This is a genomic window from Pseudomonas chlororaphis subsp. chlororaphis, from assembly GCF_003945765.1.
Lineage (GTDB): Bacteria > Pseudomonadota > Gammaproteobacteria > Pseudomonadales > Pseudomonadaceae > Aquipseudomonas > Aquipseudomonas chlororaphis.
Genome location: NZ_CP027712.1, coordinates 3,838,535 through 3,852,258, shown reverse-complemented (window position 1 = coordinate 3,852,258; position 13,724 = coordinate 3,838,535). Strand labels below are relative to the sequence as shown.

The window sequence follows — 13,724 nt, the reverse complement described above, 5'->3', positions numbered from 1 at the left end:
TCATGGCCTCTGAAACCGGTTTCATTTCTTCTCAAAAAAAGCCCCCAAAAAGAAGCTCGTTTCCCTATCTTCATGCCTGCGCCGTTCCCTGTAGCCGCTGCCGCAGGCTGCGATCGGCGGCGTAGCCGTCGTAACCCGGCCGAAGCGTTTTCCAGGCCGATCGCGGACGCAGGTCTTGCGGCAACTGCGTTGCCGATCGCAGCCTCGCAGGCTCGGCAGCGGCTACACCGGCACCGCGATTCCCGAGTCGATCAGTGGTTACAGAGATCCTCGCTGTCGGGTGGAACCGCGGACGATCAGCTCGGCCGGGAAATCCAGCACCCGCAGCGGCTCGACATCGCCGCGCAAACGCTTGAGCAGGCACTCGAAGGCGCTGGCGCCGATGCGTTCGGTGGGTTGGGCGAGGGCGGTGATGCCGCTGCCCACCAGCGGGTACCAGTCGAGGTCGTCGAGGGCGATCAGGCCGATCTCGTCGAACAACGGGCAGCCCAGCTCGCGCAAGGCCCGGGTCGCGGCCAGGGCGGCGACGCCGTTGGCGCAGAACAGCGCTTTCGGACCGGGGCCGGGGGCGGCGAGGAACTGTTGCAGTTGCTGGTTCAGCGCGGTGCCGGTTTCCACCGCCGCGCCTTGCAAGCCCGGGCGTTGCTCGATCTGCGCCTTGAAACTGTTGCTGCGCTCGATCCGCGAGCTGGTGCCGTCATGGGGTTCGCTGACCAGCAGCAGGTCGCGGTAGCCGCGCTCTTGCAGGTGTTCGATGGCGCTGCGCACGGCTTGCGGGTTGTCCAGGCCGACCAGGTCGCTGTGCAGTTGCTCGACCTTGCGGTCCACCAGGACCATGGGCATTTCCCGGTGCAGTTCGCGCAGTTCGTCCAGATGATGGCCCAGGGTGTTCACGATCAGGCCTTCGATGTTGTACGAGCGCAGGTTGGCCAGGTGCTGGCGCTCCTGCTCGTCGTCGCGGTCGGTGTTGCACACCACCAGGCTGTAGCCGTGCTGGCGGCAGGCGGTTTCCACGCCATGCATCACGGCAATCGAATAGGGGTTGCGGATATCGGCCACCAGCATGCCGATCAGGCGCGTGCGCCCGCGTTTCAGGCCACGGGCCATCTGGTTCGGGCGGTAGCCCAGCTCGGCTATTGCCTGTTCGATGCGCAGGGCGATGGCATCGGAGAGCAGGGCGCGGTCTTCGCCGATAAAGCGCGACACGCTGGCCTTGGAGACCCCGGCGCGTTCGGCGACATCGAGCATGGTGACGCGGCTGCGCTGGGCGGCGGAAAAACTGTTCACGGGCGGCGACCTGTCTTTGGCGTTCTTGTTATGGGGTGTATCCGCTCCAGGTGCGACGTTCTGCCGCATCGCTGAAACCGGTTTCAGGAAACAGCAAAGCGCTTTCGCCGTCAAGCGCGATCAGCGCCAGCGGCATGAAAAAAATGTCATGCAGTCGATCGTGGGCGGTCTTCTTCGGCAGAGGAGGTGTCTGGCACCTGCGTTGCAGGTGATCGCGGGCAAGCCTCGCTCCTACGGGGGGAAGTCATGCGCGTGACGGGCTCTTCGTAGGAGCGAGGCTTGCCCGCGATAAAGACCACGCGGTTTCCCGGAGAAAAACTATTCGAGGCAGGCCCGTAGGTAATCGAGCAGGGCGCCATACAGCGCATCCACCTCCGGCGCCAGGCCTCGGGCGCGCAGGCAGCCATGCACCAGGCCGAGGCCCGGGTACAGCTGGCTGTGGCCGTCGGCGGCCAGCAGTCGCTGGTGATACAGCTCGCCGTCGTCGCGCAGCGGGTCGAACTGCGCCAGGGCGATAAAGGCGGCGGGCAGGCCGCGCAAGTCCGTGGCCAGCAAGGGCCGGGCATAAGGCGAATGCCGTTCCGGACCGGGCAGATACAGGGCTTGGTAGGCGTCCAGGTCGTTGCTGCCGAGCAGCGGCGCATCGGCGCACTGGCTGCGCGAGGGCAGGTCGGCGGCGCCGCCGAGGCCGGGGTACAGCAGCACCTGGGCGGCGGGCAGCTGTTCGCCGGCATCGCGCAGGGCCAGGCACAAGGCCGCGGCGAGGTTGCCGCCGGCGCTGTCGCCGATCACCAGCTGCCGCCGGGCATCCAGGGCAAAGGGGCTGGCGCCGGCCTGCAAGGCGCGCCAGGCCGCCAGGCAATCGTCGAAGGCGGCGGGGAACGGATGCTCGGGCGCCAGGCGGTAATCCACGGCAATCACCAGCACCTGCAACTGCGCCGCCAGGTAGGCGGTGATGAAGTCGTGGGAATCCAGGTCGCCCACCACCCAGCCGCCACCATGCAGGTACAACAGGCAAGGCCAGCCGTCCGCGGGCATTGGGCGGACGAGGCAATAGGCGCGCGCGGGCACCCCGGCCAGTTGCAATTCGCTGACCCGCAGGCCCTCGGGATGGGGCGAGGTGAAGGCGCGGCACATGCGGCTGTAGCTGTCGCGCAGGCCCTTGAAACTGTTGTCGGGGCTGGTGAAGCTCAGGGTGCGCTCGACGAAGGCGGCGAGTTGGGGGGAGAGCGGGTAGTGGCGCATGGCTGGAGGTGTCCGTTGTCTGGAAGAGGGCCATCGCGAGCTGGCTCGCGATGAGACCGGCAGGGCGCCACTATTTCAGGCTGGCCTGCACCGCCGTCACGCCGTCCTTGCCCTCGAAGCTGCTGACCCCGGCCAGCCAGCGTTGCAGGTCTTCGGGGTGCTCGCGCAGCCATTGCCGAGCCACGTCCTGAGGCGTCTTGCGTTCCATGATCGGCACCATCAGCTGGCTTTCCTGGGCCGCGCTGAAGGTCAGGTTCTGCAGCAGGCGCTGGACGTTGGGGCAGCGCTCGGCGTAGTCCGGCGCGGTGACGGTGGACACCTTGGCTGCGCCTTCATTGGGGCCGTAGACGTCTTCGCTGCCGGTCAGGTAGGCGATCCGCATGTTGATGTTCATCGGGTGCGGGGTCCAGCCGACGAAGACCACGAACTCCTTGCGGTTGATCGCCCGTTGCACCGCCGCGAGCATGCCGGCCTCGCCGGACTCCACCAGCTTGAAGCCCTTGAGGCCGAAGCGGTCGCTGTCGATCATCGTCTTGATGGTGGTGTTGGCGCCGCTGCCGGGCTCGATACCATAAATCTTGCCGCCCAGTGGCTCCTTGAAGCGGGCGATGTCGGCGAAGGTCTTCAGGCCCGCGGCGGCGACATAGTCCGGCACGGCGAGGGTGGCCTGGGCGTCGGCCAGGCTCGGTTGGTCCAGGACCTTGACCTGCCCGGCCTCGAGGAACGGCGCGATGTTCTTGTCCATCGCCGGTTGCCAGTAGCCGAGGAAGATGTCCAGGCGCTTGTCGCGGATGCCGGCGAAGATGATCTGCTGCACGGCGCTGGTCTGTTTGCTGTCGTAACCCAGGCCGGTCAGCAGCACGTCGGCCATGCCGCTGGTGGCGATGACGTCGGTCCAGTTGACCACGCCCATGCGCACGGTCTTGCAGGAGGCGGGCTCACTGGCCCAGGCATTGGCGCTGAGCAGCAGGGCGCCACAGAGCAGCGGGAGACAAGGCTTGAACAGGGTTTTCATCACAGGGTCTCGTCCGGCAGGTCGTTATTGTCAGAAGCGGCGTCTTGTTGCGCCGTGCCCACCACTGTAGGTAACCCTGGCCGCTATGAAAGCGCCCTGAGGCGACCGGCTCTTGCACTGGGGCGACTCAGTTCAGGCCCACAGGCTTAACCAGGCCGAGGCCAGCAGCAACAGCGCCATGCCCCGGTTGAAACGCTGCATGGCCCGCGGCGAGCGCAGCAGCCAGGCGGAGCCGGCGCCGAGCAGCGCCCAGGTGCCGAGGCAGGGCAAGGACACCAGGAAAAACACCAGCGACAGGTACAACACCTGGTCCTGGCGTTCGCTGCCGTTGCCGGCGAACACACTGATCACGGCCAGGGCCATCATCCAGGTTTTCGGGTTGACCAGTTGCAGGCTGGCGGCGCCGAGCAGGCCCAGGCGCCGGTGGTGGGTGTCCGCTTGTGGGTCGAGGGACGCGGCCGGGGCACGGAAGATCTGCCAGGCCAGGTAGCTCAACCAGATCACCCCGGCCCAGCGCATGGCGCTCGGCAGGCCGGGCACTTCCATCAGCGTGCGGCCGAGGCCGCTGCCCACCAGCACGACAATGCCGGCGGCGGCCACGCAGGCGCCGACAACGATCGGCAGCGCGGCCTTGAACCCGTAGCGGGCGCTGTTGCTCAGCACCAGGATATTGGTCGGCCCCGGGGTGATCGAGGCCACGAAGGCGAACAGCAGAAAGGGCAGCAGGCTGGGCAGGGAAGGTAAGAAGGAGAACATCGTGAGCAGGCTCCAGTGAAGATCGAGGGAGGCGATCTTCGCCGGTGCGGGTTCAGGCGTCTGGAAGGTTTGAGCAGCGCTTGCGGTAGGCCGCCGGGGTCAGGCCATAGACGCGGACGAACCAGCGGCCCATATGGCTCTGGTCGGCGAACCCCAGGGCCATGGCCACCTCGGCCGGCTGTTCGCCGCGGGCCAGCAGGCGCCGCGCCTTGGCCAGGCGCAACTGCACCAGGTAGGCGTGGGGCGGCAGGCCATAGGCGGCCTTGAAGGCGCGGGTCAGGCGGAAGCGGTCGACGCCGCAGACCGCGCCCAGCTCGTCCAGGCTGATGTCCTGCTGGGCGTGGGCATGCAGGTAGTCGCGGGCCTTGTGCGCCACCAGGGGCAGGCGCGGGTCTGCGTGGTGGCGCTTGCGCCAGTGCAGGTGGCCGGTGAGCTGGTCGAGCAACTGGTCCACGGCGCTCTGGCGGACAATGCGCAGCTCGCCGTGGTGCAGGCTGTGGAAGGCATTGCTGGTGGCCAGGGCCAGGCGTTGGTCGCTGGCCAGGGTGGTGGCGAAACTCAGCTGGCTGTCGGCCGGCGCCTCTTCGAACAGCGCGCTCAGTTCACGCTCCAGCCAGTGCGGGTCGAGGTAGAGCATGCGGTAGGTGAAGCCGCTTTCGGTGGGGGCATCGCCGTCATGGATTTCCCCGGGCTCGAGCAGGAACACCTTGCCCGGGGTGCTGTGAAAACGCTCGCGCCGGCAGTGGAATTGCTGCACGCCTTCTTCGGTCACGCCCACCAGGTAGCTGTCATGCCAGTGAGGGTCGTAGGCATGGCCGGTGAAATGGGCGCGCAGGGTTTCGATGCCGGTATCGGCGTCCTGGGCCAGATCGATCCAGTTGTGCGCGTTCATGGCGTGTCCGTGGCAAGGGCGAGCGTGACAGTTAGCGCCCGCCGGCCAGGGCGGGTCTAGAAGATTTGTGCGACTTCAACCGAACAGCCCGGCGGCGATGTTGATGGAAAACCCGAGGATCGCGGTGTTGAACAGAAAGCCGATCAGCGACTGGGCCAGGACGATCTTGCGCAGCTCGCGGGTGGCGACGCCGACGTCGGAAGTCTGCACCGCCACGCCGATGGTGAAGGAGAAGTACAGGAAGTCCCAGTAATTGGGGGTGGTCAGGCCTTCGGGAAAGCGCAGCGCCGGGTCCTTGCCGCCCCAGGTGTAGTAGAGGCGGGCGTAGTGCACGCTGAAGATCACCCCGATCAGCAGCCAGGAACCGATCACCGTGAGGCCGGTAAAAGCGTAGTGCAGCAGGCGCCGGCCGGTTTCCAGGTCCTTGCTGCCGGACAGCGAGAGGGTGATGGCGGCGAGGCTGGCGATGGCCGCGATGCAGACCATGAGCAGCACCAGCCCGGCGTTTTCGTCCTCGACCTCGGCAATGCGTTTCACATCGTCGGCCTTGGAGCGCGCGGTGAGCCAGCACATCAGCGCCAGGTAGCTCCAGACCCCGGCGTTCCAGCCGATGAGAATCTTGCTGATCAGGGTGTCGGCCGGCACCAGGACGCCCGCGGCCAGGCCGATAAGGGCGCCGATGGTCAGGCGAGGGTGGGTACGTACAAGAAGGGACATGGCGGCTCGCAGTGGCGGATTTGCCGCAAACCTTAGCATGCCGTCGCCGCAGGGGCGGGGCCCCTGCGGTTACATGGCTCTTGCGTAGGAGCGAAGCTTGCTCGCGATGAGTCCTCAACGGTCACTTGATAAGCCTTCAACGATCGCGCGGTACGCTGAAGACCCGCCGCCGCATGACTATTCGGCCGCTCCTGGCGCCGTGACGCTCACCGCTTGTTTGCCGTTGCGCCTGACCAGCCTCATCACCACCACGAAGAACACCGGCACGAATACCACCGCCAGGGTCGCGGTGATCATGCCGCCGATCACCCCGGTGCCGATGGCCTGCTGGCTGGCCGAACTGGCGCCGCTGGCGATGGCCAGGGGCACCACGCCGAGGATGAACGCCAGCGAGGTCATGACGATCGGCCGCAGGCGCAGGCGCGCGGCCTGCACCGTAGCGTCCACCAGGTCGTGGCCTTCGTCGTACAGGCTCTTGGCGAACTCGATGATCAGGATCGCGTTTTTCGCCGACAGGCCGATGATGGTGATCAGCCCGACCTTGAAGAACACGTCGTTGGGCATGCCGCGCAGGGTCACCGCGAGCACCGCGCCGAGCACACCCAGGGGCACCACCAGCAGCACCGAGGTCGGAATCGACCAGCTCTCGTACAGCGCCGCCAGGCACAGGAACACGATCAGCAACGACAGCCCGAGCAACAGCGGCGCCTGGCTGCCGGACAGGCGTTCCTGCAACGACAGGCCGGTCCATTCCTGGCCCAGGCCGGTGGGCAGCTGGCTGACCAGGCGCTCGATTTCCGCCATGGCCTCGCCGGTGCTGTGGCCCGCGCTCGGCTCGCCGGAAATGCTGATGGCCGGGTAGCCGTTGTAGCGGGTCAACTGGGTCGGGCCCTGGGTCCAGCGCGCCTGGGCAAAGGCCGACAGCGGCACCATCTTGCCGAGGTTGTTGCGCACGTTGATCTTCAGCAGGTCTTCCACCTGGCTGCGTCGATCGCCCTCGGCCTGGACCACCACTCGCTGCATCCGTCCCTGGTTGGGGAAGTCGTTGATGTAGCTGGAACCGACCGCGGTGGACAGCACATTGCCGATGTCGGCAAAGGACACGCCCAGGGCATTGGCCTGCTTGCGGTCGACTTCCAGGTGCACCTGCGGCGCCTCGGCCAGGGCGCTTTCGCGCACGTTGACGAGGATCGGGCTCTTTTCCGCGGCGGCCAGCAAGTCGGTGCGGGCCTGCATCAGCGCGGCATGGCCGAGGCCGCCGCGGTCCTGCAGGCGGAACTCGAAGCCGCTGGAGGTGCCCAGGCCGTCCACCGGCGGTGGCAACACGGCGTAGGACACCGCGTCCTTGATTTCACTGAAGGCGGCGTTGGCCCGGTCGGCGATGGATTGCGCCGAGTCGTCGCTGCCGCGCTGCGACCAGTCCTTGAGGGTGGTGAAGGTCAGCGCGGCGTTCTGCCCGCTGCCGGAGAAGCTGAAGCCGAGAATCACCGTGCTGTCGCCGACTCCCGGCTCGCTGGCGTTGTGCGCCTCGATCTGTTCCACCACCTGGATCGTGCGGTTCTTGCTCGCGCCCGGTGGCAGCTGGATGTCGGTGATGGTGTAGCCCTGGTCTTCCACCGGCAGGAACGAAGAGGGCAGGCGGCTGAACAGCAGCCCCAGGCCCACCAGCAGCACGCCGTACACCAGCAGGTAGCGGCCGCAGCGTTTCAGCGCGTAGGCGACCCAGCGCTGGTAGCCGTCGCTGAGGTTTTCGAAGCGCCGGTTGAACCAGCCGAAGAAGCCGCCTTTTTCATGGTGCTCGCCCTTGGCGATCGGCTTGAGCAGGGTGGCGCACAGGGCCGGGGTCAGGGTCAGGGCGAGGAAGGCCGAGAACAGGATCGAGGTGGCCATCGACAGCGAGAACTGCTGGTAGATGACGCCCACCGAACCCGGCATGAAGGCCATCGGCAGGAACACCGCCACCAGTACCAGGGTGATGCCGACGATGGCGCCGGTGATCTGTTGCATCGCCTTGCGCGTCGCCTCCCTGGGCGACAGGCCCTCGCTGGCCATGATCCGTTCGACGTTCTCCACCACCACAATGGCGTCGTCCACCAGGATGCCGATGGCCAGGACCATGCCGAACATGGTCAGCACGTTGATCGAGAAACCCAGCGCCAGCATGGTGGCGAAGGTGCCCATCAGTGCCACCGGCACCACCAGGGTCGGGATCAGCGTATAGCGGATGTTCTGCAGGAACAGGAACATCACCGCGAACACCAGCAACATGGCTTCGCCCAGGGTGTAGACCACCTTGGTGATCGAGACCTTGACGAAGGGCGAGGTGTCGTAGGGGATCTTGTATTCCACGCCGGCCGGGAAGTAGCGCGACAGCTCGTCCATCTTCGCCCGGATCAGGGTCGCGGTGCTCAGGGCGTTGGCCCCCGGCGACAGCTGCACGCCGACCGCAGTGGAAGGCTTGCCGTTGAGGCGGGTGGAGAACTGGTATTCCTGGCTGCCGACTTCCACCCGGGCGACGTCGCCTATGCGCACGGTGGAGCCGTCCGGATTGGCCCGCAGGACGATATCGGCGAACTCTTGCGGGGTCGACAGCTGGCCCTTGACCAGTACCGTGGCGGTGATTTCCTGGCTCGAGCGGCTCGGCAGGTCGCCGATGCTGCCGGCCGAGACCTGGGCGTTCTGCGCGACGATCGCCGCGTTGACGTCGGCCGGGGTCAGGTTGAAGCCGATCAGCTTCTGCGGGTCGATCCACACCCGCATGGCGCGCTCGGCGCCGTACAGCTGGGCCTTGCCGACCCCGTCCAGGCGGCGGATCTCGTTCATCACGTTACGCGCCAGATAGTCGCTGAGCGCGGTGTCGTCGAGCTTGCCGTCGCTGGAGGTGAGGGTGATCAGCAGCAGGAAGCCGGCCGAGACTTTTTCCACCTGCAGGCCCTGTTGGGTCACCGCCTGCGGCAGGCGCGGCTCGACCACCTTGAGGCGGTTCTGCACGTCGACCTGGGCCATTTCCGGGTTGGTGCCCGGCTGGAAGGTCGCGGTGATGGTGGCGCTGCCCAGGCTGCTCTGGGACGAGAAGTACAGCAGGTGGTCGGCGCCGTTGAGTTCTTCCTCGATCAGGCTGACCACGCTTTCGTCCACGGTCTGCGCCGAGGCGCCCGGGTACACGGCGTAGATCTCGATGCTCGGCGGGGCGACGTTGGGGTACTGCGCCACTGGCAACTGCGGGATGGAAAGGGCGCCGGCCAGCAGGATAAACAGGGCGACCACCCAGGCGAACACCGGACGGTCGATAAAGAATTGCGGCATGAGGGTTCCTACCTACTGTCCAGTGGTCTGGGCAAGGGGAAGAGGGCTGTCGTCGATCTGCACCTTTTCGCCCGGACGGGCGTGCTGCAGGCCCTCGACGACGATACGGTCGCCGGCCTTGAGGCCGTCGCTGACGATCCAGCGGTCCTGTTGCACGGCGCCCAGTTGCACCGGACGCTGCACCACCCGCTGCTCGGCATCCACCAGCAGCACCTGGGCGATGCCGGCGCTGTCGCGCTGGATGGCCCGCTGCGGCACGCTGATGCCCTGGCGGTTCACCGCCTGCTCCAGGCGTACGCGAATGAAGCTGCCGGGCAGCAGGTCGAGGTCCGGGTTGGGGAACTCGCTGCGCAGGATGATCTGGCCGGTGCTCGGGTCGACGCTGAGGTCGGCGAACAGCAGCTTGCCCGGCAGCGGGTAGAGGCTGCCGTCGTCCTGGATCAGCGTGGCCTTGGCCTGGTCCTGGCCGACCTGCTGCAACTGGCCGGCGCGGAAGGCGCGGCGCAGGTCGTTGAGCTCGCGGGTCGACTGGGTGAGGTCGGCGTGGATCGGGTCCAGTTGCTGGATCAGCGCCAGCGGCGTGGTTTCGTTCTGGCCCACCAGTGCGCCTTCGGTGACCAGGGCGCGGCCGACGCGCCCGGAAATCGGCGCGGTGACGGTGGCATAGCCCAGGTTCAGCCGGGCGCGCTGCACGGCGGCCTGGTTGGCGGCTACGTCGGCGGCGGTCTGGCGCGCGTTGGCCCGGGCGTTGTCGTATTCCTGGGCGCTGATGGCTTGGTCTGCGATCAACTGGGCGTAGCGCTGCTCCTGCAAGCGGGCCTGGAAAGCGTTGGCCTCGGCCTTGCGCAGGCTGGCCAGGGCGCTGTCGAGGTCGGCCTTGAACGGTGCCGGATCGATGCGAAACAGCACGTCGCCCTGCTTGACGTCGGTGCCTTCGCGGAAGGTCCGTTGCAGCACCACCCCAGCCACCCGTGCGCGCACCTCGGCGATACGCGGCGCGGCGATGCGCCCGCTCAGTTCGCTGCTGATCGACAGCGGGCGAGTCTCGACGGTTTCGATCCGGACCTTGGCCAACGGCGCCTGTTCTTCGGCGGTGGAGGCCTGGTCGCAAGCGCTCAGCGCGGCTGCCAGCAACAACAGGCAGAACGGCGCAAACAGGTTTTTCGACATGCTGATACCCCAATGATGACTGCGGCATGCTAAGGGCATGCCGCCAGGACCGCTGTGAAGCTGTGTAGGTGCTGTGTGAAAAAGTGTGAAACGAATGCTCGGGCGGGCGCGAGGTTGTATATCCTTTGTGCCTCGCTGATCGGGCGACGGCTTCCCAGGGAACATTCTAAGGAACGTTGTCGCTGTGTTTTTATTCACTCAAAGACTTCAATTCCCATGCCCAACATCCTTCTGGTCGAAGACGACTCCGCGCTCTCCGAACTGATCGCCAGTTACCTGGAGCGCAACGGCTATCAGGTCAATGTCATCAGCCGCGGCGACCAGGTGCGCGAACGGGCGCGGGTCAACCCGCCGGACCTGGTGATTCTCGACCTGATGTTGCCCGGCCTCGACGGCCTGCAGGTCTGCCGCCTGCTGCGGGCCGATTCGGCGTCGCTGCCGATCCTGATGCTGACCGCCCGTGATGATAGCCATGATCAGGTGCTGGGTCTGGAAATGGGCGCCGACGATTATGTGACAAAGCCTTGCGAGCCGCGGGTGCTGCTGGCGCGAGTGCGCACCCTGTTGCGCCGCAGCAGCCTCGGCGAGCCGCAGACCGCCAGCGACCGGATCCTCATGGGCAACCTGTGCATCGACCTGTCGGAGCGCACCGTGAGCTGGCGCGACCAACTGGTGGAGCTGTCCAGCGGCGAATACAACCTGCTGGTGGTGCTGGCCCGGCATGCCGGCGAGGTGCTGAGCCGCGACCAGATCCTGCAACGCCTGCGGGGCATCGAGTTCAACGGCACCGACCGCTCGGTGGACGTGGCGATTTCCAAGCTGCGGCGCAAGTTCGACGACCATGCCGGCGAGGCGCGCAAGATCAAGACCGTGTGGGGCAAGGGTTACCTGTTCAGTCGTTCCGAATGGGAATGCTGAGTCGATGCTGAGAATCCTGATTCGCCTGTACCTGGTGACCATCGTCTCGTTCAGCGCGGCGATCTACCTGGTGCCGGAGCTGGTGGTGAAGGTCTTCCACGAGCGTTTCGTCACTTACAACCTGGATTATTCCCGGGGCCTGCAGACCCTGATCGTCAAGCAGTTTCGCGGTGTGCCCTCGGAGCAGTGGCCGGCCCTGGCCGCGGAGATGGACCAGGAATTCCAGCCGCTGCACATCGTCCTGACCCGCAACGACGATGCCGATTTCACCCTGTACGAGCGCGAACGCCTGCAACGCGGCGAGAACGTGGTGCGGGTCGGCGACTGGGGCTGGCGCACCCTCGCGGTGGCGCCGCTGGACGAGCAGATGGCAGTGCAGATGGTGGTGCCGCCGGACCCGATCGACGTCAGCCTGCTGTACTGGAGCATCAACGTGCTGATCGGCGCGACCATGCTCGCCTGCCTGTTGCTCTGGCTACGGCCGCACTGGCGCGACCTGGAGCGCCTGAAGCACGCCGCCGAGCGTTTCGGCAAGGGCCATTTGAGCGAGCGCACGCAGATCCCCTCGAGCTCCAATATCGGCAGCCTGGCCAATGTCTTCGACACCATGGCCGGCGACATCGAGAACCTGCTGAACCAGCAACGCGACCTGCTCAACGCGGTGTCCCACGAGCTGCGCACGCCCTTGACCCGTCTCGACTTCGGCCTGGCGCTGGCGCTCTCCGACGACCTGCCGGCCACCAGCCGCGAGCGCCTGCAAGGGCTGGTGGCGCATATTCGCGAGCTGGACGAACTGGTGCTCGAGCTGCTGTCCTACAGCCGTCTGCAGATCCCGGCGCAGTTGCCGGAGCAGGTCGAGGTGTCGCTGGACGAGTTCATCGACAGCATCCTCGGCAGCGTCGACGACGAACTGGAATCCCCGGACATCGTCATCGATGTGCTGCTGCACGGCAGCCTGGAGCGCTTCAGCCTCGACCCGCGGCTGACCGCCCGGGCGATCCAGAACCTGCTGCGCAACGCCACGCGCTATTGCGAAAAGCGTATCCAGGTGGGGGTGCACGTCAGCGAGCGCGGCTGTGAAATCTGGGTCGACGACGATGGCATCGGCATTCCCGACGACGAGCGCGAGCGGGTGTTCGAACCCTTTTACCGCCTGGACCGCAGCCGCGATCGCGCCACCGGCGGCTTCGGCCTCGGCCTGGCCATCAGCCGCCGGGCCCTGGAAGCCCAGGGCGGAACCCTGACCGTCGAAGCCTCACCGCTGGGCGGCGCGCGTTTCCGCCTGTGGCTGCCGATGCCGGCCTGAGCCTCGCCGGGCACCCCCGGCGATGGGGAATGCCCGGCACACCGGCGTTTAGGGAAGGTGTTGCATCAGCACAATGCGGTCGGCTGCAGCTCGCTGGCCTTGATCAGGTTCACCCCCGCCGCGCGCATCTGCCGGGTGGCCTTGTCCAGCGAGCCGTCCATGTCGATGGCCCGGCAGGCATCGACGATCACGAAGGTATTGAACCCCGCCGCCCGCGCATCCAGCGCCGACCAGGCCACGCAGTAGTCCAGGGCCAGCCCCACCAGATACACCGTGTCGATGCCGCGCTGGCTCAGGTAGCCGGCCAGGCCGGTCGTGGTGCTGCGGTCCGCCTCGACGAAGGCCGAGTAACTGTCGATATCCGGATTGCAACCCTTGCGCAGGATCAACTGGGCGTGGGGCAGGTTGAGCTTGGGGTGCAGTTCGGCGCCACGGCTGGCCTGTACGCAATGGTCCGGCCACAGCACCTGCGGACCATAGGGCAATTGGATGATGTCGTTCGGTGCGTGGCCGTCGTGGCTGGAGGCGAACGAGATATGCCCGGCCGGGTGCCAGTCCTGGGCGATCACCACCTGCTTGAAGTGGCTGCCCAGGCGATTGATCAAGGGCACGATCTGGTCGCCTCCGGGCACGGCCAGCGCGCCACCGGGGATGAAGTCGTTCTGTACGTCGATGACCAGCAGCGCCTTGCGTGAGCGGCGGCTGCTGGCGGTTTTGGCAGTAGGCATGTGCAAGCTCCCTGGGTTGAGCAATGAGTCCATTCTCCCAGAGCATAGCGTGCCCGTTCCATGGCGCCGTTCCGCCGGTCAGGGCGTGGGAATCGACTGACCTCGGGTCTTGCCGCCAGCGGCGATGGCCTCTTCATAGCGGTCATGGGGGAGCAGGCCACTGGCCTGGTCGGTGCGGTTGGCGTCCGGTAGCCGGGTGGTGCGCTGGCTGACGCAGCGCTGGTTCTTGCTGTCCCAGACCTGGCCGTCCGGGCAGTTGGCGGCGACCGCCAGCAAGGTCGTCAGCAGGCCGCCGGCGAGCAGCAGCGGGGCGCCGAAGACGAGGGCAGGGATGTTCATCGCGCGGTCTCCATGCGGATAGCGGTCCCTCCATTAAAGGTCCAT

General features: G+C 66.6%; 12 protein-coding genes. 2 read left to right on the top strand and 10 right to left on the bottom strand.

The features are described 5' to 3' along the window. Nucleotides 1-258: 258 nt before the first annotated feature. The 8 genes from C4K27_RS17445 to C4K27_RS17410 form a co-directional block, all read right to left on the bottom strand. On the bottom strand, nucleotides 259-1,287 hold the full coding sequence (locus tag C4K27_RS17445; RefSeq protein ID WP_053261454.1) for a LacI family DNA-binding transcriptional regulator: 1,029 nt from the start codon (nucleotides 1,285-1,287) through the stop codon (nucleotides 259-261). Nucleotides 1,288-1,605: 318 nt separating this feature from the next. Then, nucleotides 1,606-2,532, bottom strand: a complete 927-nt coding sequence (locus C4K27_RS17440; protein WP_053261453.1) for an alpha/beta hydrolase — start codon at nucleotides 2,530-2,532, stop codon at nucleotides 1,606-1,608. Between the two features lie 70 nt (nucleotides 2,533-2,602). Further along, on the bottom strand, nucleotides 2,603-3,547 hold the full coding sequence (locus tag C4K27_RS17435; protein ID WP_053261452.1) for a choline ABC transporter substrate-binding protein: 945 nt from the start codon (nucleotides 3,545-3,547) through the stop codon (nucleotides 2,603-2,605). A 132-nt stretch (nucleotides 3,548-3,679) separates the two neighbouring features. After that, nucleotides 3,680-4,303, bottom strand: coding sequence for a LysE family translocator (locus tag C4K27_RS17430; RefSeq protein ID WP_053261451.1), 624 nt, complete (start codon nucleotides 4,301-4,303; stop codon nucleotides 3,680-3,682). A gap of 52 nt (nucleotides 4,304-4,355) precedes the next feature. Then, nucleotides 4,356-5,195 (bottom strand): AraC family transcriptional regulator, encoded by an 840-nt coding sequence (locus C4K27_RS17425; RefSeq protein ID WP_053261450.1) that lies wholly within the window; start codon nucleotides 5,193-5,195, stop codon nucleotides 4,356-4,358. 75 nt (nucleotides 5,196-5,270) lie between these two features. Then, nucleotides 5,271-5,912, bottom strand: a complete 642-nt coding sequence (locus C4K27_RS17420) for a DUF1345 domain-containing protein (protein ID WP_053261449.1) — start codon at nucleotides 5,910-5,912, stop codon at nucleotides 5,271-5,273. Nucleotides 5,913-6,089: 177 nt separating this feature from the next. Further along, nucleotides 6,090-9,218, bottom strand: a complete 3,129-nt coding sequence (locus C4K27_RS17415) for a multidrug efflux RND transporter permease subunit (RefSeq protein ID WP_053261448.1) — start codon at nucleotides 9,216-9,218, stop codon at nucleotides 6,090-6,092. 12 nt (nucleotides 9,219-9,230) lie between these two features. Beyond that, the gene (locus tag C4K27_RS17410) at nucleotides 9,231-10,388 is read right to left on the bottom strand and encodes an efflux RND transporter periplasmic adaptor subunit (protein WP_037034818.1); all 1,158 of its coding nucleotides are present in this window, start codon (nucleotides 10,386-10,388) and stop codon (nucleotides 9,231-9,233) included. A 216-nt stretch (nucleotides 10,389-10,604) separates the two neighbouring features. Between C4K27_RS17410 and C4K27_RS17405 the strand changes: the two genes are divergently transcribed. After that, nucleotides 10,605-11,306 carry a response regulator gene (locus C4K27_RS17405; RefSeq protein ID WP_009044166.1) on the top strand — a complete coding sequence of 234 codons (702 nt, stop codon included), beginning with the start codon at nucleotides 10,605-10,607 and terminating at the stop codon, nucleotides 11,304-11,306. 4 nt (nucleotides 11,307-11,310) lie between these two features. Next, nucleotides 11,311-12,612 (top strand): ATP-binding protein, encoded by a 1,302-nt coding sequence (locus C4K27_RS17400; RefSeq protein ID WP_007926529.1) that lies wholly within the window; start codon nucleotides 11,311-11,313, stop codon nucleotides 12,610-12,612. A 65-nt stretch (nucleotides 12,613-12,677) separates the two neighbouring features. Here the strand turns inward: C4K27_RS17400 and pncA are convergent, their stop codons facing one another. Together pncA and C4K27_RS17390 are read right to left on the bottom strand one after the other, a co-directional pair. Next, the gene (gene pncA, locus C4K27_RS17395) at nucleotides 12,678-13,340 is read right to left on the bottom strand and encodes a bifunctional nicotinamidase/pyrazinamidase (protein WP_053261447.1); all 663 of its coding nucleotides are present in this window, start codon (nucleotides 13,338-13,340) and stop codon (nucleotides 12,678-12,680) included. 78 nt (nucleotides 13,341-13,418) lie between these two features. Next, nucleotides 13,419-13,679: a hypothetical protein gene (locus C4K27_RS17390; RefSeq protein WP_053261446.1), complete on the bottom strand. Its 261-nt coding sequence runs from the start codon at nucleotides 13,677-13,679 to the stop codon at nucleotides 13,419-13,421. Nucleotides 13,680-13,724 lie beyond the last annotated feature (45 nt).